Origin of the sequence: Bacillus cereus group sp. MYBK15-3, assembly GCF_051916765.1 — a bacterium.
Taxonomy (GTDB): Bacteria; Bacillota; Bacilli; order Bacillales; family Bacillaceae_G; genus Bacillus_A; species Bacillus_A cereus.
Genome location: NZ_JBQAHG010000001.1, coordinates 1,243,698 through 1,266,578, shown reverse-complemented (window position 1 = coordinate 1,266,578; position 22,881 = coordinate 1,243,698). Strand labels below are relative to the sequence as shown.

Sequence of the window (22,881 nt, the reverse complement as noted above, 5' to 3'; positions counted from 1 at the left end):
GGACTTCTTTTTTTGTATATTAGGACTCTGTTGTAACAACAGCACCGTCTGCGTGAGGTGTATCTCCTCCGGGATTTTGGTGTTGCTGTTCTTGTTGTTTCTTAGCCTCTTCTTCAGCTTTTTTCTTGGCCTCTTCTTCAGCTTTCTTCTTAGCTTCTTCTTCAGCTTTTTTCTTAGCTTCTTCTTCAGCTTTCCTTCTAGCTTCCTCATCAGCTTTCTTTTGAGCTTCTTCTTGCTGTTTACGTTGTTGTTCTTGCTGTTGCTGTTCTTGTTGTTTCTTAGCCTCTTCTTCAGCCTTTTTCTTAGCTTCGTCTTGTTTTACTTTATCTTCATTAGCCTTTTTCTGGGCTTCCTCATCAGCTTTTTTCTTAGCTTCTTCATCGGCCTTTTTCTTAGCCTCTTCTTCAGCTTTTTTTGCATCTGGAGTTCCGCCAGGCGCAGTGAAGGATGCACCAACTGCTGGGCTTGTGCCAGTACCTTTTTTCGCTACTACAGAGAAGCTGTAAGTAACACCTGGTTTAATACCACCAAGAGTAGCTGTCGTACCACTTATTGATAGGCTACCACTTGAACCGTCAGTTGCTTTATAGCTGGCTGCATATGCATCAACTTCTGCTGGTCCAGACCAGTTTAGTGTAACTGTGCTAGCGCCATCAAAAGTGACATTCAGACCACTAGGGGCATCTACTTTAATTTGTTTAATTGCATCTTTTTTCGCACCTTTTACGTATAACTCTCCGTTTATTTCTTGTACAGAAGAAGGACGTTCAAAGCGTGATTTATCTGTAGCGAATTTGCTCATCATTACTTGGAACATTTGCTGTGCAATTCTAGTGGAGCGATCGCTAACATAATTTTTTGGACCATCTTTTTCGTAACCGGTCCAAACAGCCATTGTGTATTGTGGCGTATATCCAGCAAACCAGCTATCTCTGTTTGCATCAGCTGGGATGTCATATTTTTGAAGAACTGATTCATCAAAGTTTTGTGTTCCTGTTTTACCTGCTACGTCAACACCTGAAACGTATGCTGTTGGACCTGTACCACCAGAACCAGGTTTTACTACGTCACGAAGAACGTCAGTAACCATATAAGCTGTATAGTCTTGCATTGCGCGATGTTCTTTCGGTTTAAAGCTTTTCTTTTTCCCGTCCGGGAAGGTTACTTCTTTTACGAAGTGTGGTTTATTATAGTTACCACTATTACCAAAGGTTGCATATGCACCTGCTACTTCTAATGGAGAACTATCGTTACTACCGATTGCTGTTGATTCGTAGACTTTTCCTTCTTTAAAGGTCATGCCTAAACCTTCAGCAAATTCTTTTGACTTATTAAGACCAACTGTTTGTGCTGTCTTTAAAGCTGGAATGTTTAATGACTTTTTCAAAGCTTCACGTAGTGAAACGTCACCTTTGTAACTCTTTGTTGCATTTTGTATTTTCTTACCATTGGAATACGTATACTCTGAGTCGTTTAATTGATGGTATGTAGACCATTGTAAATTTTCAATTGCCGGACCGTAGTCGAAAATTGGTTTCATTGTTGAACCAACTTGGCGTTTTAAATCAGTTGCCATATTATGACCTTTGAAAGTAGACTTACTTTCTTTACGTCCAGCACCAATTGCTCGAACTTCTCCAGACTGTGTATCCATAAATACGAATGACCCTTGGAATTGATCGTCCGGATACTTAATAAGATTGCCATCCATAATTTTGTCGGCGTAATCTTGAGCATCTTGATCAAGTGTTGTATGAATCGTTAAACCATCTGAACCGATATTTACATCAGGATATTCTTTTTCAACTTCTTTTACAACCGCATCTAAAAATGCTTGATACTTCATCTCAGTTACTTCTGAAGACGGTTGAAGGCCCTCAGTTACTGGAATCTTAACGGCGTTATTCATTTCTTCTTTTGTTATATAACCATGTCGATTCATTAATGATAATACGACATTACGACGATTTGTTGCTCGTTCAACATTTTCCTTTTTTGTTGGATCATAAATGTTTGGACCTTGGGGTAAACCAGCGAGCATAGCAGCTTCATGTAATTGCAAGTCTTTTAAATCTTTACCATAATATTTTTGCGCTGCTGTCGCAATACCGTATGAACGGTTACCTAAATTAATCTTATTTAAGTACATTTCTAAAATCTCATGTTTAGAGTATTGTTGCTCTAATTTGTAAGATAAGTACCATTCTTGCACTTTTCTTTTAGCAGTTTTGTCCATCGTTAGAAAGTAGTTTTTAACGACTTGCTGTGTAATCGTACTACCACCTTGGGAACCGAAACCACCAGTGACATTTTCCATAACTGCTTTTGTAGTTCGTTTAAAATCAATTCCATTATGATCATAGAAACGCGAATCCTCAGTTGCAAGAAATGCATTTTCAACTACTTTTGGAATTTGATCATAAGTAACATGTGTTCGTTTTTCAGCACCGTATTCATAAAAGAAATTTCCGTTTTTATCGAGAAACTTTGTTGATAAAGGATTAACAAGTTTGGATTTGTCTAATTTTGGAGCGTCCTTTACCATAACAAAGAAAGCGGAAACGCCGGCTACAAGACCAACGATACCAAGAAGTAGACAACCTATAAGGAATTTCTTGAAAAAGGAGCCTTTTTTCTTTGGTTTTTCTTCTTTATGTGTTTTTTTCTCTTGATTTTTCACATGATTTCGTTCTGTACGAGAACGATAATTATCTGACATTATACTTTCTCCTACCTTTCATTCTCTCCCCCAAAAGTCGAAAAAAGAGCCTTAGTGATGACTCTATCACGAAAAATAAACCATGTCTAGTACACGGATATAGTCAATCCGAGGGTGATAACCGCATGATAATAAGGATCCATGCTCTTCTATTTCTTCTTTCGTAATCGACTTGCGTCCACCAGTATTTTGACGATTCCAAAATGCAATAATATGTTTTGCATCTAGTAAATAAAATTCATCAAAAAGTGTAAATTTAATAATAACAAATGCAATTCCATTATGAGCAACCACTTGCTTCATATGTTCAATTTGATGAAGGTGGAAGTTTTGAAGTGGGAAACTAGTTTTATTTTTGGTTTCCTTTGCTTCAAAATCGATGTATTTCCCTTTGTATACACCGTTGTAATCTGTTGTAGAAGGTTGTTTAAAATACGCTTCTTTTACCACTGCAGCACTTCGAGCGGGGTAATCTACTTTTACAATTTGAAGAGGTGTAGGCTTTTTATGTACACATGCAATATTATGGGTTAAGTAATATTGATTTGTTTCATTCAATTCCTCTTCAAGGGACATACCTCTATTACTATAAGTATGTGTTTTTATAGGTGTTTTTTGAGGTTGTGAAGCTTGATTATACCTTTTTCCATTTGGGTAACGAATGGTCATAGTGTGTCCACCCCCAACTTGCTAAGAATTACTTACAAAGGTGATTATATCAAAAAATGAAAAAAGATGTGACCTTTTTGATGAAAGGTATGATGACTTATTTATGTTTACATGGAATGATTATATGAAAATTAAACAAAATCGAGAAAAAAATTTTTGTATAGAGGAAGAAAAAGCAATCATTCACAATATTAAAAAGAAAACAGAAATAGCTAATGTGGACAATATTTCTCGGACACAATCTTATCAAGAATATTATTTAAGAAATAGTGAAATCAGGTGGGCCTTTTTAGCGAGTATGGTTTCGAGAAATGCGGGCTGGAATATGACTGATTTAGAAGGGAGATATTATGCTACTGTTTTACCTAGAACGGTAAAAAAACATTTATTTCTTCTGTACGAACAGGCTAATTGGATTATTTTTTTAGATGCATTTCCTCAGCTATTATTGTATGAGGAAAGTAAGAAGAGACATGCACCTCTCTTTCATTTGTTGCAATACTTCAATGTATCAATTTTTATGGAAAAAGAATGGTTACTTTTCTGGGAAAGAAGAGATATGAATAGACTTATGACAGCGCTTATTATAAATGAACAAAATAAAATTCAAAAACCAGTCATTGAGAACACATATTTTAAAAAACATGTATTCCATACTGCACTTTTTAAAGTACAAGAAAGACTTCATATTAGTGCAGTTATCTTCCCAACAATTGAAGGGAGAATGTATGGGTTTTCGGTTTATCAATTTGAAACGTTACAAAAGCGTATAGAACTAGGAAAAAAATTAGCATGGTTATTGTTTCATCCAATTTATAATGGTTCGTTTTATAAGTTTGCACTGCAAACTACACATACTGGGTCTAGAGAAGATTATGAAGTTTACGCAAAGGAAACTCGAAAGTCTTATACGCCAACACTTAGAGATATTTATCCTGTTATTTTACATGGAGAAATAAAAATGAGAGATTGGTTTTGTGCAAATATGAAAATGAATGTGCTATTTGTACTTGAAGAACCTAAAGGGGAAGTTAATATAACAGAATGGTATAGAAGAAAGAGAGAACAAATCTATAGGCTATCTATCGTAAACCGTTTTGCTAAAAGGATCGATGAGTTCATGATATAATAAAAAAGAAGTCCCGTCTTCCATTTTGAAGACGGGACTTCTTAATTTGAAAAAATCCTGCTATGCGTGCTACAACTTTAATTTCAAAACGTAATGCTAGTAGGAGATTAAGGATGATTTGAAATTTAAATGTTCGTAATAAAGTCTCGCTTTATGTAGCAGGGAAGTTTGGACCATCTAGCTTTGGATTGCCAGTCTCGGGTTTATTTTGTTGTTTGTTTTGGTTTTTCTTTTTTTCATTTTTGTTCTTTGCCATTGTAATACACCTCCTTTTTGTATTGTTACCATTTCTATAAATGACATACGAAATGATTTCTTTGACGAATAACAACTAGTTTTGTCATGTGGGCAGGAGTGGTGAATCATTCGGCGAAATTACATGACAAAGGAAAAGCAAAGAAGGAGGCGTTTTGTATATGGCGATGGTTCAGAAGGAAGATGTAATGAAAAAAATGGATCAAATGTTAAGTTCTCTCGATTTGCTGGAAATGAATATAGGGATTAGAATGAATCATGCATTAAAGGATGCGAGTGAAAAAATATGTAATAAGATAGAAATAACAGAAATGCATATTGAACATATGGAAAATAAATTAGTGCATCACGAAGAAAAAGGGAATTGGGTGAAGACATTTCAAAACGTCGTAGTGAGTGCATAATAAGGTGGGAAAGAAATGAAGAATGAAGCATTAATACAGTCTTCAGAAAAACTCATGCAGTATAATAATGAAGCGAATGTAAAAAAAAGAGAACTAACTGAATACGACTTTTATAAGGATATGAAACCGTTTGTAGATATGGTAGATGAGGAATTAAAGAAGTGGAAAGAACTAGCTTATACGTGGATTAAAGAAGAAAAGCCAAAGTATATACATGTACAGCAAATTGATCAAGTATACGATAATTTACAAACGAATGTGTTGCAATGCTTTGTAAATAAAGGTAAAGGTAAACGATTCTTTGAAACACACCAAGCCATTTCGTATACTTTGCAAAATATAGTTGAGCAATGTAAATAACAAGAGGGAGAGCCCTCTTGTTATTTTTATGCTTCTGTCATTGTTGTAGGTTTTGTTGCGCCGTTTATTTCTAATTCTTTTATTAATGTTCGATAATCTGATATGCATATTTTTCCTTCGAGATACCAATGTCTCGCAAAGTCTAATAATTCATTTGCATTCTCTGTGCAATACCCCTTTTTTTGAGAAAACGCTTGTTTTAAATCCCCTAATACCATGTTGATTCCTCCCCCATGAGAATCTTCTTCTTAATTATCATAGCATGGAAGGGTTTTCTTTTTTAATTTTTTAAAAATTTAAACTTCCGACAAAAATAGACATATATTCCATCACACATATTATTTTATAGGTACATATTATATATGTAGAAACTTATGTGAAGGAGGAGAGAATGCATGTTTCAACAACCTAACGTATATCAGCAAACGAATCCATATGCACAGCAAAATATGTACCAATATAATACGGATACATATTTACGGTATAATATGTATCCTTTCGAGCCTTATTATGGAAATCAAAATTATTATCAACCGTTTGAAGTGTCCTTTATGAATCAAGCTCAACAACCACAACAGCAGCAACCTTATGTGAATCAAGTTCAACAATCACAAGCTCAGCAACCATACATGAATCAACCACAGCAGCAGCCTTATATGAATTCGCAATATTATATGCCACCACCATCGCCGTATGCTAATCAACAAGCGATGTTTTATCCACCAAAACAACCGTACCCGACGCAGGGTAAGCAAAAGCAACAACAGCCAAGCCAGTTTTCTAGTTTTGTTTCTCAATTTAAAACATCAGATGGTAACTATGATGTAAATAAAATGATGAATACAGCTGGACAAATGATGAATGCGATGAATCAAGTGACAGGTATTGTAAAGCAAGTTGGAGGCTTTTTTGGTAAGTGATGTTGAAGGATTGTCTATAAAAACAATGTAAATGAAATAAAGGACTAGACAAATTTCCTTGTAATAAATGGGTATATATAACAAACGGCTTTCTCTCTTTTCTCATACTGTAAAGTGTAATCAGATTTTTTTAACGAGAGAGGAGAGAAAAAACTATGCATCATTGTCATCCTTGCTTTGGAGGGCATAAGCCTACAGGACCTATTTGTACGACTGCTCCTGTCATTCATCCGACGAAACAATGCGTAACACACTCTTTTTCAACAACGGTGGTGCCACACATTTTCCCAACACATACAACACATGTACATCATCAACAAATTAAAAACCAAAACTTCTTCCCGCAAACAAATTCAAATGTAAATGTTGTGGACCCAATCGACCCAGGATTCGGCGGCGGATGTGGACCGTGTGGCCATGGACATCATGGACATCATGGACATCACGTATCACCATTTGGTCCAGGACCAAATGTATCTCCGTTTGGACCAAACGTATCACCATTCGGACCGAATATTGGACCAAACGTATCACCATTCGGTCCAAATATCGGACCAAACGTTGGTGGAATGTTTAAAAAGTAAATGATATGTTAGAACTAGCGAAATGCTAGTTCTTTTTTTGTAATTGGAGTGTTGATATGAAAGTTATTGCAGTAACAGGATATAAGCCATTTGAACTTGGAATATTTAAAAATGATCATCCAGGGGTGGAGTGTATAAAGAAAGCGTTACACCGTAAATTAACCAATTTTGTAGAAGATGGTTTAGAGTGGGTTATAATAAGTGGCCAATTAGGTGTAGAATTATGGGCTGCTGAAGTTGTTTTTGAAATGCAAGTAGAATATCCAGATTTAAAATTAGCGGTATTCACTCCGTTTTTAGAACAAGAAGAAAATTGGAAAGAAGATAATCGTGAATATTATGAATTTATCCTTTCTCAAGCAGACCATGTTGATAGTATCACGAAACGGAAGTATGAAAGTCCAGAGCAATTTAAATTAAAAAATCACTTTTTTATTGAAAAAAGTGATGCGCTTTTAGCGGTATACGATGAAGAAAAACCAGGAAGTCCCAAATATATTGTAGAAGCAGCAAAGAAAAAAGGAGAAATAGAAAATTATCACAGTTATTTCATTCTTTTTTCTGATTTACAAGATATAATAGAAGAGGAACAGTGGAATAATGCAGAGTAATATGTAATATAGTACTCGTATATATGATTGACAAAAAGCATTGTTTCTGAAAAAATTTAGTTAATGAAAGTTTTGGTAAAAATTTGAGGTGAAGAAAATGATTTCGGATAAAATTAAATTAACAGCGAAAGATATTTTAGAAAAAGAATTTAAAACAGGTATGAGAGGTTATCAGCAAGAAGAAGTAGACAAGTTTCTTGATATGATCATTAAAGACTATGAAGCTTTCCACAAAGAGTTTGAGCAATTAAAGCAACAAAATGCTCGTTTAAAGCGTGAATTAGAGGAACAAAAACTAGCAGTAACGCAAGTTCCACAACAACCTGTACAAACACCAGTTGCACAACCAGTTTATAACAACACGAATACGGATATTTTAAAACGCTTATCTAACTTAGAAAAAGCTGTATTTGGAAGTAAGTTATACGAATGATGTAAGGTGGGAAAAGGTTTAAGCATTTTACATAGAAAAAAACGTTGCAAAATCTTTTTGTTTCCACTATACTAATGGATGTCATAACGTTTGGGTAATCGCTGCAACGCCAACGTTGTAGAGGAAAGTCCATGCTCGCACGGCCTGAGATGGCTGTAGTGTTCGTGCCTAGCCAATTCATAAGCTAGGGTATTCTGGCTGTAAGGCTGGTTTAACGGCAGGGAAAAAACCTAAGTCCTTTCGGATATGGTTTGACTACCTTTAAAGTGCCACAGTGACGAAGTCCTTGAAGAAATGATAGGAGTGGAACGAGGTAAACCCCACGAGCGAGAAACCCAAATAATGGTAGGGGAATCTTTTCCAAGGAAATGAACGACGGGAAAGGACAGGTTTTATAACCTGTAGATAGATGATTGCCACCGGAGTACGAGGCGTGGGCCGTTTGTAGTACAAAGGAACAGAACATGGCTTACAGAACGTTATGAACCAACTATGAAATAACTCAGCTCTCCTTTGTTAGAGGAGGGCTTTTTATTTGTATGAAGTTATAAAGTATGAGTTAAAATGGTTAATGAGAAAATTTTTCGTAAAATGTAATGATTAATAGGACCAATTGCTATTAATTATTGTTTGAATATACATAAGAGGTGAATGCAAATGGGAAAAGTTACTTTAATTGCAACAGCGGCAATGGGTATTGAAGCGTTAGTTGCCCGAGAAGTTCGCGATCTTGGTTATGAATGTCAAGTAGAAAACAGCAAAGTAACATTTGAAGCAGATGAAAAGGCGATTTGTCGTACGAATTTATGGTTACGTACTGCGGACCGTGTAAAAATTAAAGTTGGCGAATTTAAAGCAACAACATTTGATGAGCTATTTGAAAAAACGAAAGCATTAAACTGGGGAGATTATATTCCAGAGAATGGTGAATTCCCTGTTATTGGTAAATCTTTAAAATCTGAATTATTCAGTGTTTCGGATTGCCAACGTATCGTTAAAAAAGCTGTCGTTGAAAAATTAAAAACAACATATAAACGTACAACTTGGTTTGAAGAAGATGGTCCATTATTCCGTATTGAGATTGCAATGCTCAAGGATATTGCAACATTAACAATTGATGCGAGCGGTGTTGGACTTCATAAACGTGGATACCGTATGGATCAAGGGGAAGCTCCGTTAAAAGAAACATTAGCTGCGTCTTTAATTAAATTAACAAACTGGAAGCCAGATCGTCCATTTGTTGATCCATTCTGTGGATCAGGTACAATTCCGATTGAAGCAGCATTAATTGGACAAAACATCGCACCAGGATTTAACCGTGGTTTCGCATCTGACGAGTGGGGCTGGGTAGGTAAACAAAACTGGCGTGAAGCTCGTCAAGAAGCTGAAGATTTAGCGAACTATGATCAACGATTACAAATCATTGGATCAGATATTGATCATCGTATGATTCGAGTTGCTCAAGATAATGCAGAAGAAGTAGGCTTAGGCGATTTAATTACATTTAAACAAATGCAAGTAAAAGATTTCACAACAAAAGAGGATTATGGCTATGTTGTAACGAATCCTCCATACGGAGAACGTTTAAGTGAAAAAGCACTTGTTGAACAATTGTACAAAGAAATGGGACAAGTATTCCGCCCATTAGATACATGGTCAGCGTATGTATTAACAAGTTACGAAGCATTTGAGAAGTGCTATGGAAAAGATGCATCGAAGAAACGTAAACTGTTTAACGGATTTATCCGTACAGATTACTATCAGTACTTCGGAAAACGTCCACCGCGTAATTCATAGTATAAAACTCCTCCAGCGCGCATATACTGGCTATTATGTAATGCGTAAAGGAGGAAGTGATATGGATAATTTCCAATTATCAATGATTCAAAAAGCTATTCACCGTACGTATGATGAGCTCGGAAAAGAAGTGGATAGTCAAGATGCGATTGTAGATGAAATACAAAAAGCACAAGAAGAATATTTGTCAGCTCTTTCACATGAAACAGCGATTGATAAAAGGTATTTAAAGTCATTAATATAGAAGAAAATTTTCCTTTTTCGAAAGGAAAATTTTTTTTCGTGTATTTATATGTATGGCAACAGGGGAAAGTAGCTGCACACATATGAGTAGCGGTTACTATATCTTTTTATAGAAAAACTTTTTGGTTGGAGGCTAAGGATGTTTACTGAGAAGAGATTACCATTTGAAGTAGGAAAACAAGACAATTTTTATGATAAGTTGAATGAGTGGATTGGAGATGTGTTTTACGACATCCTTCCGGAAAAAGGTTTTGAAGAGCGTGATGAACAAATTTTTATGGCGTTTCAATTAGAGCGTGCTTTCCAAGAAAAGAAAGTTATGTTCGCAGAAGCGGGTGTAGGAACAGGGAAAACTATTGTATATCTTCTATATGCAATTTGCTATGCGCGTTATACTGGAAAACCAGCTATAATTGCTTGTGCAGATGAAACGTTAATTGAGCAGCTTGTGAAAGAAGAAGGAGACATTGCGAAATTATCTGAAGCGTTAGGCTTATCTGTAGATGTAAGACTTGCGAAATCAATGGATAATTATTTATGTTTACGTAAGCTTGAAGATGTTATGAGTGGACGAGCTCCAGAAGTAATTGAAGACGTATATTATGAATTACCACAATTCGTATTTGATCATGGTACGATGCAAAACTTTACTCACTATGGTGACCGAAAAGAATTTCCACTATTAAATGACGAAGAATGGTCAAAAGTAAATTGGGATTACTTCCAAGATTGCTTCACTTGTGATTCTCGTCATCGTTGCGGTCAAACTCTTTCACGTGAACATTATCGTAAAGCAGCAGATTTAATTATTTGTTCTCAAGATTTTTATATGGATCATATTTGGACGTACGATGCTCGAAAGCGTGAAGGACAAATTCCATTATTACCAGAAAGTAGTTGTGTTGTATTCGATGAAGGACATCTTGTAGAATATGCAGCTCAAAAAGCTTTAACATATCGTTTAAAGCAAACGATGATGGAGCAACTTTTAACGAGATTATTACAAAACGATATTCGTGAAGAGTTTGCACATTTAGTAGAAGAAACAATTTGGCAAACAGAGCGATTCTTTGATGTGTTACAAGAAAACAAAAAAGAAATTGCCGGTTCTGATCGTTTAGAAATTACTGTGACAGAAAAAGTAACAGCTGAAGCAAAACGACTTTATGCGAAAATTGGTGAAGTCGGTGATGCGTTAGTATTTGAAAGTGAAATGCATACAGTAAATACGTATGATTTAAATATCGTTGATGAACATTTAGATGTATTAGAACATTCACTTCGTCTATTCATGCATGAGAAAAATGTAATTACATGGGGTGAAGAAGGTGATGGAGCCTTCACGTTAGTAATTATGCCACGTGCAGTTGAAGAAGTATTACAAGAGAAAGTATTCTCGAAGAAAATCCCGTATATCTTCTCATCTGCTACATTATCTAATAACGATTCATTCGCATTTACAGCAAATAGCCTAGGGGTAAAAGATTACTTATCATTCTCAGTTGCCTCACCATTTGATTATGAAGAGCAAATGGCAGTAAACTTACTATCGCATACGAAAGAAGATGAGTGGGAAAGAAAGTGTCAATATACACTTGAAAATATACAGAAAACAAACGGACGTACACTTGTATTATTCCGTACAACGCAAGAACTTGCAGCGTTTAAAGAATATGTAAGTAAAGAACAAATGTCAGTTCCGTTCTTATATGAAGGGGATCAAGAAATTAGTCAGCTCGTTTCTCGTTTCCAAAATGAAGAAGAGAATGTACTTTGTGCCGTTCATTTATGGGAAGGTTTAGATATTCCTGGTTCATCATTATCACATGTTATCATTTGGTCATTACCATTCCCTCCAAACGATCCTGTGTTTGAAGCGAAGCGTAAACATGTGAATGACCCGTTCTGGGATGTAGATGTACCGTATATGATTTTACGTCTTCGTCAAGGGATTGGCCGTTTAATTCGTACGAGCGACGATAAAGGTGCTATATCAATCTTCTTATCTGATACAGAAGATGAGAAAGTGATAGAAGCGGTCAAAAACGTACTACCAGTAGAAGGTAAAGAATTATAAGGAGAAAGCTTGGCGCTTGCCAAGCTTTTTTTCTATTATAAAAGGAAATTAGATTTTCATGTCGAATTAAGTTTGAGGTAGAAAAAGGAGGTTTTTATACAATGACAGTAGCTACATATGAAGTAGAAAAACAATTTTTAACATACGTGAAGAAGATACAAAATTACGGAGAAGCATTAAGCTTAATGTTTTGGGACTTGAGAACAGGGGCGCCTAAAAAAGGTGTAGACCAGCGTTCAGAAGTAATTGGCATGCTTTCATCAGAAGTATTTGCCATGTCGACTTCAGATGAGATGGGGAACTATTTAACAGAGCTTGAAGCTTTAATACGTGAAGATAAACTTTCTGAAACGACGAAGAAAATGGTTGAAGAGTGTCGTAAAGAATATGATAGAAATAAGAAAATTCCACAAGCGGAATACGAAGCGTATGTGAAATTAGAAGCGAAAGCAGAGAGTGTGTGGGAAGAAGCTCGCGAAAAATCTGATTTCGAAATGTTCCGCCCGTACTTAGAAAAAATTGTTGAATTTAAAAAGAAATTTATTACATATTGGGGTTACGAAACATATAAATACAATACATTATTAGACATGTACGAGCCAGGTATTACAGTAGAAGTTTTAGATCACGTATTTGGTCAACTTCGTGAGCGCATCGTGCCGCTTGTAAAAGAAATCTCTGAGTCTAAAAAAGGATTAAAAACAAGTGCTTTATCGGAAAAATTTTCAAAAGAAAAACAAAAGAACTTTACATTAGAACTATTAAAGCAATTGAATTATGACTTTGAAGCAGGTCGTCTTGATGAAACAGTACATCCATTCGAGATTACATTAAATAGAGGGGATGTTCGTATTACGACACGCTATGACGAAAAGGATTTCCGCATGGCTGTGTTTGGAACAATTCATGAATGTGGTCATGCTGTATATGAACAAAATATTGCAGAGAAATTTGAAGGTACACCGTTATGTAGTGGAACATCTATGGGTATTCATGAGTCACAATCGTTATTCTTTGAGAACTTTATCGGCCGTAATAAATCATTCTGGAAGAAAAATTATGATTTATTAAAAGAGTATAGCAATGGTCAATTTGATGATATGTCAGTCGATGAATTTTATGATGCAATTAACGAATCAAAGCCGTCATTCATTCGTATAGAAGCAGATGAGCTTACATACCCGCTTCATGTTATGGTGCGTTATGAATTAGAGAAAGAATTATTTGATGGTACATTACAAGTGAAGGACTTACCAGCAGCTTGGAATGATAAGATGGAAGCATATTTAGGAATTCGTCCGGAAAATGATGCGCAAGGTGTATTGCAAGATGTTCACTGGGCTGGTGGCTCATTTGGATACTTCCCATCTTATGCGCTTGGTTACATGTATGCAGCGCAATTTAAGCAAAGAATGTTAAAAGACATTCCGAACTTTGATGCATTGTTAGAAGAAGGAAACGTAACACCAATTCGTGAATGGTTAACAGAACATATTCACCAATATGGTAAAACGAAAAAGCCACTTGAAATTTTAGAAGATGTAACAGGCGAAGGGCTAAATGCAAATTACTTAGCAGATTATTTAGAAACGAAATATAAAGAGATTTATGAGTTGTAAAAAAAGAGCTGCTTAATTGCAGCTCTTTTTATTAAAGGGGATGAGAGAATGGGGTATACATATACAGTAATGAAGCAAGAAGAAGCGGAGGAAATCGCGTATAACTGGCATTATAAAGGGGAATATTCCTTTTACGATATAGAGGCAGATGAAGAAGATTTAGCTGAGTTTTTAGAGGGTGAGAGTAGAGGGAATCATGTGTTTTCTGTGAAAGAAAATGGTACTCTCATTGGGTTCTTTACGGTTTGTAAGATAAATAATGGAACGGTTGATATAGGACTTGGAATGAGACCTAATATAACTGGTAATGGATTTGGTTTACAGTTCGTGAATGCTGGACTAGCTTTTAGCAAAGAAAAATACGGATGCAAATATATAACACTATCAGTAGCGACATTTAATGAGAGAGCGATAAAAGTGTATAAAAGGGCGGGATTTGAAGCGGTTGGAACGTTTATACAGAAAACAAATGGTGGTTGTTTTGAGTTCTTGAAAATGAACTATATATGTAAACGTGATTAAAAAACAGAGGATCTTCTGTTTTTTTATTTTGATTTAGAAATATATGATACATATTGTTTACTTGTTGTAATTGAGGCTTTTGAAATTTTGGTAGAGGGTGTGTATGATAGAAGTTTAGTAGCAAATAGCAGGTTTAGCAAGGAAAGGTAGAGGTAGTATGATTACAATTAAAACGAAAAATGAAATAGATTTGATGCATGAATCTGGAAAATTACTTGCTTCATGTCATAAAGAAATTGCGAAAATGATAAAGCCAGGTATAACGACACAAGAGATTGATACGTTTGTTGAAATGTATTTAAAAAAGCATGGTGCCACATCTGAACAGAAAGGTTACAACGGGTATCCATATGCGATATGTGCATCTGTAAACGATGAAATGTGTCATGCGTTTCCGGCCGATGTTCCTTTAACTGAGGGTAATATTGTAACAATTGACACGGTAGTAAACTTAAATGGTGGTCTTTCAGATTCTGCTTGGACGTATAGAGTTGGAAAAGTTTCTGATGAAGCAGAAAAGTTGTTGTTAGTAGCTGAGAATGCTTTGTATAAAGGGATTGATCAGGCGGTAATTGGTAATCATGTAGGAGACATTGGCTATGCAATTGAAAGTTATGTAACAAATGAAGGTTTTTCTGTCGCAAGAGACTTTACGGGACATGGGATTGGTAAAGAGATTCATGAAGAACCAGCAATTTTTCATTTTGGGAAACAAGGACAAGGACCTCAGTTACAAGAAGGAATGGTAATTACAATTGAACCGATTGTAAATATAGGTATGCGATATTCTAAAGTAGATTTAAATGGGTGGACTGTACGAACGATGGACGGGAAATTATCAGCTCAATATGAGCATACAATTGCGATTACAAAAGATGGGCCAATCATTTTAACGAAGTTGTAATTGGGAATGAAAGAGTTTGCAAAACTCGAACAAAGATAGTGGTTTTTAAAAATTTGTACGTGTTTTTTTGATAAATGCTTTTCAAAGCATAAAAAGTACGTTATAATCCTTCTATAAAATAAATAGTTAGCTACACTCATATAATCGCGGGGATATGGCCTGCAAGTTTCTACCGAAGTACCGTAAATACTTTGACTATGAGTGAGGACGAATATAATTGCTTGTTTAGCATTCTTTTTTTGCGAAACTCCAAAAGCGCGTCTCTCACTTGTAACGAGTGGTGGCGGCTTTTGGAGTTTTTTTATTGCATAAGAGGGGGAACAAACATGAAAGTATTACAAGAAAAGATTTTGAACGAAGGAAAGGTTTTATCTGGTGACGTATTAAAGGTAGATGCTTTTTTAAATCATCAAATTGATCCAGTACTTATGCAAGAAATCGGAAAAGAATTTGCTAAACGTTTTAAAGAAGAGAACATTACAAAAATCGTGACGATTGAATCTTCAGGCATTGCACCAGCAGTTATGGCTGCATTAGAGCTTGGTGTAAAAGTAATTTTTGCAAGAAAACGTAAATCGTTAACGTTACAAGATAATATGTACGTTGCAAACGTATATTCATTTACGAAACAAGAGACGAATGAAATTTCATTATCTCGAAATCATATCGATGAAAGTGATCGCGTTTTAATCATCGATGACTTCTTAGCAAACGGTCAGGCTGCTTTAGGTTTAATGAGCTTAGTAGAGCAAGCAGGAGCGAGTATTGCAGGAATTGGAATTGTTATTGAAAAAGCATTTCAAGATGGAGGAAAGAAGCTTCGTGAACAAGGCGTTCGTGTTGAATCACTAGCAGAAATTGCATCACTTGATAACGGCACAGTTACATTTGTACAGCAAGAAACTGCGGAGGTGAAATAAACGATGAAGCAACATCCATTTAAAATCGCATCGCTCGGTATGCAGCATATGCTTGCTATGTATGCTGGTGCAATTATCGTTCCGCTGATTGTGGGCGGTGGACTTGGTTTAAATCAAAAAGAGTTAACGTACTTAGTCTCAATTGATTTATTAATGTGCGGCGTTGCGACAATTTTACAAGCATTATCAAATCGCTTTTTCGGTATAGGACTTCCCGTTGTACTTGGTTGTACATTTACAGCGGTTGGGCCGATGATTGCAATCGGGAAACAATACGGCGTATCTTCTATTTATGGAGCAATTATTGCTGCCGGGTTATTCGTTGTTATTTTTGCGAAATTATTTGGAAAGCTTGTAAAACTGTTTCCCCCTGTTGTAACAGGATCTGTCGTTACTGTAATTGGAGTTACACTTGTTCCAGCAGCAATTAATGATATGGCTGGAGGAGTAGGAAGCAAGGATTTCGGTAGTCTTGAAAATTTAGCATTAGCATTTGGTGTGTTACTATTTATCATCATTATGTATCGTTTCTTCGACGGATTTATTCGTTCAATCTCTATTTTACTAGGACTTTTATTCGGTACAATCGTTGCAGCATTTATGGGGAAAGTAAGCTTGCAAGCAGTTGGAGAAGCAGATTGGTTCCATGGTATTCAGCCATTTTACTTCGGTACACCAACATTTGAATTGACGCCAATTATTACGATGACTTTAGTTGCTTGCGTAGGGATCGTAGAAGCAACAGGTGTATACTTTGCATTATCTGATATTTGCAATAAAAAGATTGGTGAAAAAGAATTAACAAAAGGCTATCGAGCAGAAGGATTAGCGATGGTGTTAGGTGGTATTTTCAACGCGTTCCCATATACAACATACTCTCAAAACGTAGGGCTTGTTCAATTAACTGGAGTAAGAAATCGCGTTATTATTTATACTTGTGGTGGTATGTTAATCGTTCTTGGATTCATTCCGAAAATTGCAGCTATTACAACAATTATTCCGAAATCAGTACTGGGCGGTGCGATGTTAGCAATGTTCGGTATGGTAATGGCATATGGTATTAAAATGTTAAGTAGCGTTGATTTTGGTAAACAAGAAAATTTATTAATCGTTGCATGTTCTGTCGGAATCGGACTTGGAGTTACAGTCGTTCCTACTTTATTCTCACAACTTCCAGAAAGCATTCGTATTTTAACAGATAACGGAATTGTACTTGGAAGTGCGTCAGCAGTACTTTTAAATATCGTATTTAATATGGTGCCGCAGCGCAAAGTGAAAGTAGAAGAAGAGCCAGTATCTATGCAAAGTGCAGTAAGAGAAGCGTGAAAAAGCAAGGTCTCGTTATGAGACCTTGCTTTTCTTTTTAAGTGGCATCATTTTCCCGTACGTACCAAGACGCCAAATGTACTCAAGTGGCCCGTATTGGTAATGTGAAAGCCACCAGCGGCTAATAAAGATTTGTAACGTGTAGAAACTAATGCAGAATATTGGTCCAACCCATAATGGAGCAGGATAATAATTTTTAAGGAATAGACCAAATACAAGTAATGTAACAATTGTATGCGAGATGTAATTTGTTAATGCCATTCGTCCAACGTGTTGGAACGGACGTAATAACGTTTGCCATTTTTCTTTTTGTAATAAACGCATTAGTGTGAAAATGTAGAATATGAATAACGTTTTTCCGCTAAACATTGTAAAGACCTGCATATAAATTGGTTCATAAAATGGTTTTGATAAGAAGTAACGGACCATGAAGAACCACATTGGTAATGTAAAAAGGAACATAATAATTTGCCATTTTTTAAGCTTTGAATCTAACTCTTTCGCGCGGCGGAAAATATCCTTTTTCCCGGCGTATAAACCAAGTAAAAACAGCCCAACTGTTTCTGGAAGCATAAGTAAATTTAATCCAATTCCATCAGCGTAAAATGCATGGAAACGATTTTGTATTTGTGACAGCCAATCTTCTAATGGCATGATAGGTAAGGAAAAACCTAGCTCTTCCTTTGGTACCAATGCAACTGTAATACCAGCCATTAGCATAATGAATTGAAAAATACTCAATAAAACGATAGCCCATATTAAAATAGTACGAGGTTCTCTCTTATAAAATAAAAATAAGAAAAATCCAGCAATCGCATAAGTATGTAAAATGTCTCCGTCCCATAAAAGAACGTAATGTAAGAAACCAAATAATAATAAAATAAGTAAGCGGCGAACAAATAAAATTTTCGGATGATCTGTTTTTGCTTCAGCACGAGTCATAAAAATGTAAAAGCCTAGGCCAAATAAAAAAGAAAAGATAGTATAAAACTTTGTTTGAATAAACATATCGTAAAATAGACGGATATAGCTATCTAGCCCTTCATAAACTCCTGAAATATCACGTGAGTCAATCCCAGCGATAACAGGCCAGTTCACAAGAAAAATACCTAGTACAGCTATTCCCCTAATAATATCGATGGAGTGGATCCTCTCGCCTTGTGAAATATTTTGTGTCATTTTTTTCCTCCTTGTTAAGTAATTCCCTTTTATTATACAAAATGTAAGATGGAGGGGATAGGGGATATTTCCATTTTTTTAAACTGTTAAGTTATGTAGGATGAGATATAATAAGAGTGCACAACAAGTTTTAACCTTTTTCAAAACAGGCAGTAAAGCTCCTTCTTATAAGGAGCTTTCTTTATGAAAAGTGTTGATAATGATTCTCTTTAATGATAAAATATATTTAAAATTGATAATCATTATCAAAAAGGTTGGTGTGTAAGTATGGTATATGCATTAGTAGCAGGTACAGTCGCTGTATATGCAGTTATTGCGAAGTATGTTTTAAATGGAGTAGGAACAGCAAAATGAGTGATATGACATAAAATCCCTTTCATTTGTAAAAAGAATGAAAGGGATTTTTTATTTTTAATGAGAATATGCTGAAAATTTAGTATGATAGTAAAGTGAAACTGTAATCAATGGGTAGGTGTAACTCTCACTGGTTATGAGCTCGCAAATAGCGGGGAAAAGTATATACATCTTGGATAAAGGGGAACAAGGGGATGACAAACATAGTACAGACAAACGGTATGAAAAAACTTGTTTGTTTTTATGAAGAGTGGCAAAAACACGGCGATGCAGAGAATAGTTTAAAGTTGTTTGAGGTGATTCAAAAATATAAACAAGAACAGCTTATGATAGCGTTCTGTGGTCACTTCTCTGCAGGGAAATCAACGATGATGAATCATCTATATAAAGCGCAGTTGTTACCAACAAGTCCAATTCCGACAAGCGCTAACGTTGTCAAAATTGAAAAAGGAATGGATCGTGTTGTTGTAACGGTTAAATCTGGAGAACAGTACGAGTATGACGGTGCATATTCAGCTGAAGAATTAAAACAAATTTGTAAAGATGGTGATGAGGTAATTGGTGTTCACATTTATCGGAATGATGCGCCAATTCCTGAAGGTGTTATGTTAGTAGATACACCAGGGATTGACTCAACAGATGATGCCCATCAATTAGCGACAGAATCAACGCTACATCTAGCAGACGTAATTTTTTATATGATGGATTATAATCACGTCCAATCGGAAGTGAATTTGCAATTTGTTAAAGAATTGAAACAACGTAATAAAACGGTTTATCTCGTTGTCAATCAAATAGATAAACATAAAGAAAATGAATTGTCGTTTGAGAATTATAAAGATAGTGTAAAGCAATCGTTCTCTAACTGGGATATTGAAGTAGATGGAGTATATTATACGTCATTACGAATGATGAACCATCCACATAATGAAATTGGAAGCTTAGAAACGTTAATTACTTCTATTATGAAAGAAAAAGAGCAGTATGTAAGGACTGGAATGGAGCGAGAAACAGAATATTTAATGGGGGAACATTTCTCGTTTATTGTTTCTGAAAATGAAAAAGCTCTTTTGAAATATGAGGAAGAGTTAGCATCACCACTTTCTATTTCAGAGGTAGTTGAAAAGAAGGAAGAGTTAACGGAAGCGAAAAATCGTGAGGCAAGTAAAGAGTCTCATGTGAGAAATGAATTTATAAAAGGCCTACAAGCTATATTAGATAACGCGTATTTAATGCCATTTGAAATGAGAGAATTGGCAAATGCGTACTTAGAAACGAAATTAACAAAGTTTAAAGTCGGTTTGCTATTTGCGAAAGGAAAGACGGAGCAAGAAAAACAAAGGCGTGTAGAGGCGTTTTATTCTGCCCTTCAAAAGACTGTTGAAACGCAGCTTGATTTTCATGTGAAGGAATTTATTGTAGCCTTCTTAAAAGAAGAAGGATTGTTCACGGAGGAAATTGGGAAAGACATATATGGGTTAGAAATTGCTTTCGGACCAGAAATGTTGGCTGAGGTAATTAAACAAGGCGCAGGTTTCACAGGTGATTACTTACTTCTTTATACAGCGGATGTAGCGAATGAACTAAAGAAGCGTTATTTTATAAAAGCACAGCAAATTTTTGATAAAAGTGCGGTCGTTTTAAAGCAAAAGGTGAGGGAAGCAGTTGCTCGTATTGAAGAAGAGATTGAAACATATACGATGTTGCAAACGGCGAAAGAAACACAATTACAATACAATAACAATTTGGCGGCATATGAAGACTATTTACGAAATGTTTGGCACGATCATGTTGCTACGCCTGAAGGTTTGCAAATAGATGAGATATTGCAAAGGGAAAAGCAAATTGTTAGTGAGAAATTTACACTACAAGAGCAGAAAATCGTAAATGATAACGTAGCGATTCATGAAGAAGAGCTGAAAGGAACGGCGGCTTTAAATATTCAGCGGATATTAGAGAAAGTGAAAAAAGCTGAAACGATATTAGAGCCATTGCCAGCGCTGAAACATGTACAGCAAGAGGTAATAGAGAAAAGAAGACGTGTAGAAACAAAACAATTTACAGTAGCGTTATTCGGGGCATTTAGTGCTGGAAAATCATCATTTGCCAATGCCTTACTCGGTGAGAAAGTACTTCCTGTATCACCAAACCCGACGACGGCAACGATTAATCAAATTTTGCCGGTTACAGAGGAAAAACCACATGGAACAGTAATTGTTCAGTTTAAATCAAAGCAAGCGTTATTAGAAGATATGAAAGCTGTTTATAAGCTGTTTCATTATGAGATTGCTACGTTAGATGAAGCGTTAGCACAAATTGATAAAGTTATGAAATATCCTTCACCAACTGGGAAGCAAAAAACAACATTTAGCTTTTTACGAGCGGTACAAAAAGGGTATGATGCAGTTTCTACTTATTTAGGAGAACAAGTACAAGTTACATTAGAAGAGTTCTCTGATTATGTAGCGAATGAAGAGAAATCATGCTTCGTTGAGTATATGGAACTTTATTATGATTGTGCTTTAACAAGGCAGGGAGTAGCGCTTGTAGACACACCTGGAGCGGATTCTATCAATGCTCGCCATACGGATGTTGCATTTCAGTATATTAAAAACGCAGATGCTATTTTATTTGTAACATATTATAACCATGTATTCTCTCGTGCTGACCGTGAATTTTTAATTCAGCTTGGTCGTGTAAAGGATACTTTTGCCCTTGATAAAATGTTCTTCTTAATTAATGCTGCGGATTTAGCAGAGTCTGAAGAAGAACTTGAAATGGTAAAAGGTTATATCGCAGATCAGCTACTGCAATACGGTATTAGAAATCCGCGTTTATTTGCAATTTCAAGTTTATGTGCGCTTGAAGAGAAACAAGGAAAGAATGTTGAAAAAGAGAAGTATGGTATTTTACAAAACTCTGGGATTACTAAGTTTGAGGAATCATTTACGTCCTTTATGATGAGAGATTTAATGCTTGTTTCTGTGCATGCTCTATATGGTGCGTTGCAAGGGGCAGATCAGCTTTTAGTAAACATGATAAAGGGTGCAAAGCAGGGGAATGAAGAGAAAGAGAAGCAAACGAAAAAATATGAAGCAGAGCGTGATCAACTACTTCATATCATTTCTTCATATAGTGTACTTGCTGAAGAACAGGCGATGCAAAATGAAGTGAAAGAGTTGCTTTATTACGTGCAACAGCGTCTATTCCTCCGCTATAATGATGTGTTTACTGAATTTATTAATCCGGCATCACTTCGAACGGATGGAAATGTGAAAACACAATTGCAACAGTGTGTTATGGAATTAGTAGCATTTATTCAGCATGATTTATTACAAGAAATGCGTGCGACATCATTACGCCTTGAAAAATGGATAGACGAAGCGATGAAGCGTGCAAAGGATGAAATTGTAGTGAACTGTAAAGTAGAAAATGAATCAATTTCTATGAATGGAACAGTGGAGTATGAATACAAAGATATTACACATAAAGAACCGTTCCCTTCAGTTGAAATAAAAGATTTCAAAAAAGCACTGGCACATTTTAAAAATGAGAAAAGCTTTTTTGAAAAGAATGACAAGGCTTTTATGCAAGAAGACGCTAAATCTGTATTAGAACCGCTCGTATCAAACTATGTAGCTGATGAAAAACATTTATTTGTTCATCATTATAAGCAAGAGTGGGATATGAAGTGGAATTTATTCGAAAAAGTGATGCAGCAAGATGTGATGAACTATTATGAAAGTATATTGTTTGCATTGGCTGAAACGATCGATGTATCTCTATATGAACAAAGTAAAGAACAATTGCAAAAGCAGTTAGTAGAGATTGAAAAAGAAATTTATGTTATATAGTC

Annotated in this window: 21 protein-coding genes, 1 other RNA gene and 1 riboswitch; of the genes, 17 read left to right on the top strand and 5 right to left on the bottom strand. The window is 35.7% G+C overall.

Features of this window, described 5'->3' with window-relative positions:
- Window positions 1–19: 19 nt before the first annotated feature.
- Together ACTFR8_RS06430 and recU are read right to left on the bottom strand one after the other, a co-directional pair.
- The gene (locus tag ACTFR8_RS06430; RefSeq protein WP_001283099.1) at window positions 20–2,719 is read right to left on the bottom strand and encodes a PBP1A family penicillin-binding protein; all 2,700 of its coding nucleotides are present in this window, start codon (window positions 2,717–2,719) and stop codon (window positions 20–22) included.
- Window positions 2,720–2,785: 66 nt separating this feature from the next.
- Window positions 2,786–3,388, bottom strand: coding sequence for a Holliday junction resolvase RecU (recU, locus tag ACTFR8_RS06425; RefSeq protein ID WP_000155598.1), 603 nt, complete (start codon window positions 3,386–3,388; stop codon window positions 2,786–2,788).
- A gap of 103 nt (window positions 3,389–3,491) precedes the next feature.
- Between recU and ACTFR8_RS06420 the strand changes: the two genes are divergently transcribed.
- Window positions 3,492–4,517, top strand: a complete 1,026-nt coding sequence (locus tag ACTFR8_RS06420) for a DUF2515 domain-containing protein (protein WP_000495651.1) — start codon at window positions 3,492–3,494, stop codon at window positions 4,515–4,517.
- Window positions 4,518–4,668: 151 nt separating this feature from the next.
- Here ACTFR8_RS06420 and ACTFR8_RS06415 read toward each other — a convergent pair whose 3' ends face one another.
- Window positions 4,669–4,848 (bottom strand): hypothetical protein, encoded by a 180-nt coding sequence (locus ACTFR8_RS06415; RefSeq protein WP_001987054.1) that lies wholly within the window; start codon window positions 4,846–4,848, stop codon window positions 4,669–4,671.
- 85 nt (window positions 4,849–4,933) lie between these two features.
- Here ACTFR8_RS06415 and ACTFR8_RS06410 point away from each other — a divergent pair, with 85 nt between their 5' ends.
- Both ACTFR8_RS06410 and ACTFR8_RS06405 read left to right on the top strand, forming a co-directional pair.
- On the top strand, window positions 4,934–5,176 hold the full coding sequence (locus ACTFR8_RS06410) for a hypothetical protein (RefSeq protein WP_001252036.1): 243 nt from the start codon (window positions 4,934–4,936) through the stop codon (window positions 5,174–5,176).
- Window positions 5,177–5,191: 15 nt separating this feature from the next.
- On the top strand, window positions 5,192–5,536 hold the full coding sequence (locus ACTFR8_RS06405) for a YppE family protein (protein ID WP_000786940.1): 345 nt from the start codon (window positions 5,192–5,194) through the stop codon (window positions 5,534–5,536).
- Between the two features lie 26 nt (window positions 5,537–5,562).
- On the opposite strand, the gene ACTFR8_RS06400 is transcribed toward ACTFR8_RS06405, so the two are convergent.
- Window positions 5,563–5,754, bottom strand: coding sequence for a YppF family protein (locus ACTFR8_RS06400; RefSeq protein ID WP_000242652.1), 192 nt, complete (start codon window positions 5,752–5,754; stop codon window positions 5,563–5,565).
- Between the two features lie 177 nt (window positions 5,755–5,931).
- Between ACTFR8_RS06400 and ACTFR8_RS06395 the strand changes: the two genes are divergently transcribed.
- The 13 genes from ACTFR8_RS06395 (at window position 5,932) to pbuX (ending at window position 17,492) form a co-directional block, all read left to right on the top strand.
- A complete protein-coding gene (locus ACTFR8_RS06395) occupies window positions 5,932–6,456 on the top strand; it encodes a YppG family protein (protein WP_030024706.1) in 525 nt (174 codons plus the stop codon).
- A 155-nt stretch (window positions 6,457–6,611) separates the two neighbouring features.
- Window positions 6,612–7,040: a CotD family spore coat protein gene (locus ACTFR8_RS06390; RefSeq protein ID WP_000546268.1), complete on the top strand. Its 429-nt coding sequence runs from the start codon at window positions 6,612–6,614 to the stop codon at window positions 7,038–7,040.
- Window positions 7,041–7,096: 56 nt separating this feature from the next.
- Window positions 7,097–7,651, top strand: a complete 555-nt coding sequence (locus tag ACTFR8_RS06385) for a DUF1273 domain-containing protein (protein WP_000862913.1) — start codon at window positions 7,097–7,099, stop codon at window positions 7,649–7,651.
- Window positions 7,652–7,748: 97 nt separating this feature from the next.
- The gene (gene gpsB, locus ACTFR8_RS06380; RefSeq protein WP_000622431.1) at window positions 7,749–8,084 is read left to right on the top strand and encodes a cell division regulator GpsB; all 336 of its coding nucleotides are present in this window, start codon (window positions 7,749–7,751) and stop codon (window positions 8,082–8,084) included.
- An 86-nt stretch (window positions 8,085–8,170) separates the two neighbouring features.
- Window positions 8,171–8,561: RNase P RNA component class B (gene rnpB / locus ACTFR8_RS06375), an RNA gene on the top strand.
- Between the two features lie 180 nt (window positions 8,562–8,741).
- Window positions 8,742–9,881, top strand: coding sequence for a THUMP domain-containing class I SAM-dependent RNA methyltransferase (locus tag ACTFR8_RS06370; RefSeq protein WP_000521224.1), 1,140 nt, complete (start codon window positions 8,742–8,744; stop codon window positions 9,879–9,881).
- 61 nt (window positions 9,882–9,942) lie between these two features.
- The gene (locus ACTFR8_RS06365) at window positions 9,943–10,125 is read left to right on the top strand and encodes a DUF3921 family protein (RefSeq protein WP_000368569.1); all 183 of its coding nucleotides are present in this window, start codon (window positions 9,943–9,945) and stop codon (window positions 10,123–10,125) included.
- A 138-nt stretch (window positions 10,126–10,263) separates the two neighbouring features.
- Window positions 10,264–12,201 (top strand): ATP-dependent DNA helicase, encoded by a 1,938-nt coding sequence (locus ACTFR8_RS06360; protein WP_000493693.1) that lies wholly within the window; start codon window positions 10,264–10,266, stop codon window positions 12,199–12,201.
- Window positions 12,202–12,302: 101 nt separating this feature from the next.
- Window positions 12,303–13,820 carry a carboxypeptidase gene (gene ypwA, locus ACTFR8_RS06355; protein WP_000215068.1) on the top strand — a complete coding sequence of 506 codons (1,518 nt, stop codon included), beginning with the start codon at window positions 12,303–12,305 and terminating at the stop codon, window positions 13,818–13,820.
- A gap of 48 nt (window positions 13,821–13,868) precedes the next feature.
- Window positions 13,869–14,342 carry a GNAT family N-acetyltransferase gene (locus ACTFR8_RS06350; RefSeq protein WP_000542516.1) on the top strand — a complete coding sequence of 158 codons (474 nt, stop codon included), beginning with the start codon at window positions 13,869–13,871 and terminating at the stop codon, window positions 14,340–14,342.
- Between the two features lie 157 nt (window positions 14,343–14,499).
- The gene (locus ACTFR8_RS06345; protein WP_000628415.1) at window positions 14,500–15,246 is read left to right on the top strand and encodes a type I methionyl aminopeptidase; all 747 of its coding nucleotides are present in this window, start codon (window positions 14,500–14,502) and stop codon (window positions 15,244–15,246) included.
- A 116-nt stretch (window positions 15,247–15,362) separates the two neighbouring features.
- A riboswitch (purine riboswitch) is annotated at window positions 15,363–15,464 on the top strand.
- A 108-nt stretch (window positions 15,465–15,572) separates the two neighbouring features.
- On the top strand, window positions 15,573–16,166 hold the full coding sequence (locus tag ACTFR8_RS06340; protein ID WP_044584263.1) for a xanthine phosphoribosyltransferase: 594 nt from the start codon (window positions 15,573–15,575) through the stop codon (window positions 16,164–16,166).
- Between the two features lie 3 nt (window positions 16,167–16,169).
- Window positions 16,170–17,492 carry a xanthine permease PbuX gene (gene pbuX, locus ACTFR8_RS06335; RefSeq protein WP_000809228.1) on the top strand — a complete coding sequence of 441 codons (1,323 nt, stop codon included), beginning with the start codon at window positions 16,170–16,172 and terminating at the stop codon, window positions 17,490–17,492.
- A gap of 15 nt (window positions 17,493–17,507) precedes the next feature.
- On the opposite strand, the gene ACTFR8_RS06330 is transcribed toward pbuX, so the two are convergent.
- A complete protein-coding gene (locus ACTFR8_RS06330; protein ID WP_000193089.1) occupies window positions 17,508–18,671 on the bottom strand; it encodes a DUF418 domain-containing protein in 1,164 nt (387 codons plus the stop codon).
- Between the two features lie 548 nt (window positions 18,672–19,219).
- Between ACTFR8_RS06330 and ACTFR8_RS06325 the strand changes: the two genes are divergently transcribed.
- Window positions 19,220–22,879 (top strand): dynamin family protein, encoded by a 3,660-nt coding sequence (locus ACTFR8_RS06325; RefSeq protein ID WP_000182132.1) that lies wholly within the window; start codon window positions 19,220–19,222, stop codon window positions 22,877–22,879.
- The last annotated feature ends 2 nt before the right edge of the window (window positions 22,880–22,881 follow it).

Excerpts from the sequence above, each read along its gene's own strand:
- ACTFR8_RS06430 (WP_001283099.1), bottom strand. The coding sequence starts at position 2,719 with ATGTCAGATAATTATCGTTCTCGTACAGAACGAAATCATGTGAAAAAT.
- recU (WP_000155598.1), bottom strand. The coding sequence starts at position 3,388 with ATGACCATTCGTTACCCAAATGGAAAAAGGTATAATCAAGCTTCACAA.
- ACTFR8_RS06420 (WP_000495651.1), top strand. The coding sequence starts at position 3,492 with ATGTTTACATGGAATGATTATATGAAAATTAAACAAAATCGAGAAAAA.
- ACTFR8_RS06410 (WP_001252036.1), top strand. The coding sequence starts at position 4,934 with ATGGCGATGGTTCAGAAGGAAGATGTAATGAAAAAAATGGATCAAATG.
- ACTFR8_RS06405 (WP_000786940.1), top strand. The coding sequence starts at position 5,192 with ATGAAGAATGAAGCATTAATACAGTCTTCAGAAAAACTCATGCAGTAT.
- ACTFR8_RS06400 (WP_000242652.1), bottom strand. The coding sequence starts at position 5,754 with ATGGTATTAGGGGATTTAAAACAAGCGTTTTCTCAAAAAAAGGGGTAT.
- ACTFR8_RS06395 (WP_030024706.1), top strand. The coding sequence starts at position 5,932 with ATGTTTCAACAACCTAACGTATATCAGCAAACGAATCCATATGCACAG.
- ACTFR8_RS06390 (WP_000546268.1), top strand. The coding sequence starts at position 6,612 with ATGCATCATTGTCATCCTTGCTTTGGAGGGCATAAGCCTACAGGACCT.
- ACTFR8_RS06385 (WP_000862913.1), top strand. The coding sequence starts at position 7,097 with ATGAAAGTTATTGCAGTAACAGGATATAAGCCATTTGAACTTGGAATA.
- gpsB (WP_000622431.1), top strand. The coding sequence starts at position 7,749 with ATGATTTCGGATAAAATTAAATTAACAGCGAAAGATATTTTAGAAAAA.
- ACTFR8_RS06370 (WP_000521224.1), top strand. The coding sequence starts at position 8,742 with ATGGGAAAAGTTACTTTAATTGCAACAGCGGCAATGGGTATTGAAGCG.
- ACTFR8_RS06365 (WP_000368569.1), top strand. The coding sequence starts at position 9,943 with ATGGATAATTTCCAATTATCAATGATTCAAAAAGCTATTCACCGTACG.
- ACTFR8_RS06360 (WP_000493693.1), top strand. The coding sequence starts at position 10,264 with ATGTTTACTGAGAAGAGATTACCATTTGAAGTAGGAAAACAAGACAAT.
- ypwA (WP_000215068.1), top strand. The coding sequence starts at position 12,303 with ATGACAGTAGCTACATATGAAGTAGAAAAACAATTTTTAACATACGTG.
- ACTFR8_RS06350 (WP_000542516.1), top strand. The coding sequence starts at position 13,869 with ATGGGGTATACATATACAGTAATGAAGCAAGAAGAAGCGGAGGAAATC.
- ACTFR8_RS06345 (WP_000628415.1), top strand. The coding sequence starts at position 14,500 with ATGATTACAATTAAAACGAAAAATGAAATAGATTTGATGCATGAATCT.
- ACTFR8_RS06340 (WP_044584263.1), top strand. The coding sequence starts at position 15,573 with ATGAAAGTATTACAAGAAAAGATTTTGAACGAAGGAAAGGTTTTATCT.
- pbuX (WP_000809228.1), top strand. The coding sequence starts at position 16,170 with ATGAAGCAACATCCATTTAAAATCGCATCGCTCGGTATGCAGCATATG.
- ACTFR8_RS06330 (WP_000193089.1), bottom strand. The coding sequence starts at position 18,671 with ATGACACAAAATATTTCACAAGGCGAGAGGATCCACTCCATCGATATT.
- ACTFR8_RS06325 (WP_000182132.1), top strand. The coding sequence starts at position 19,220 with ATGACAAACATAGTACAGACAAACGGTATGAAAAAACTTGTTTGTTTT.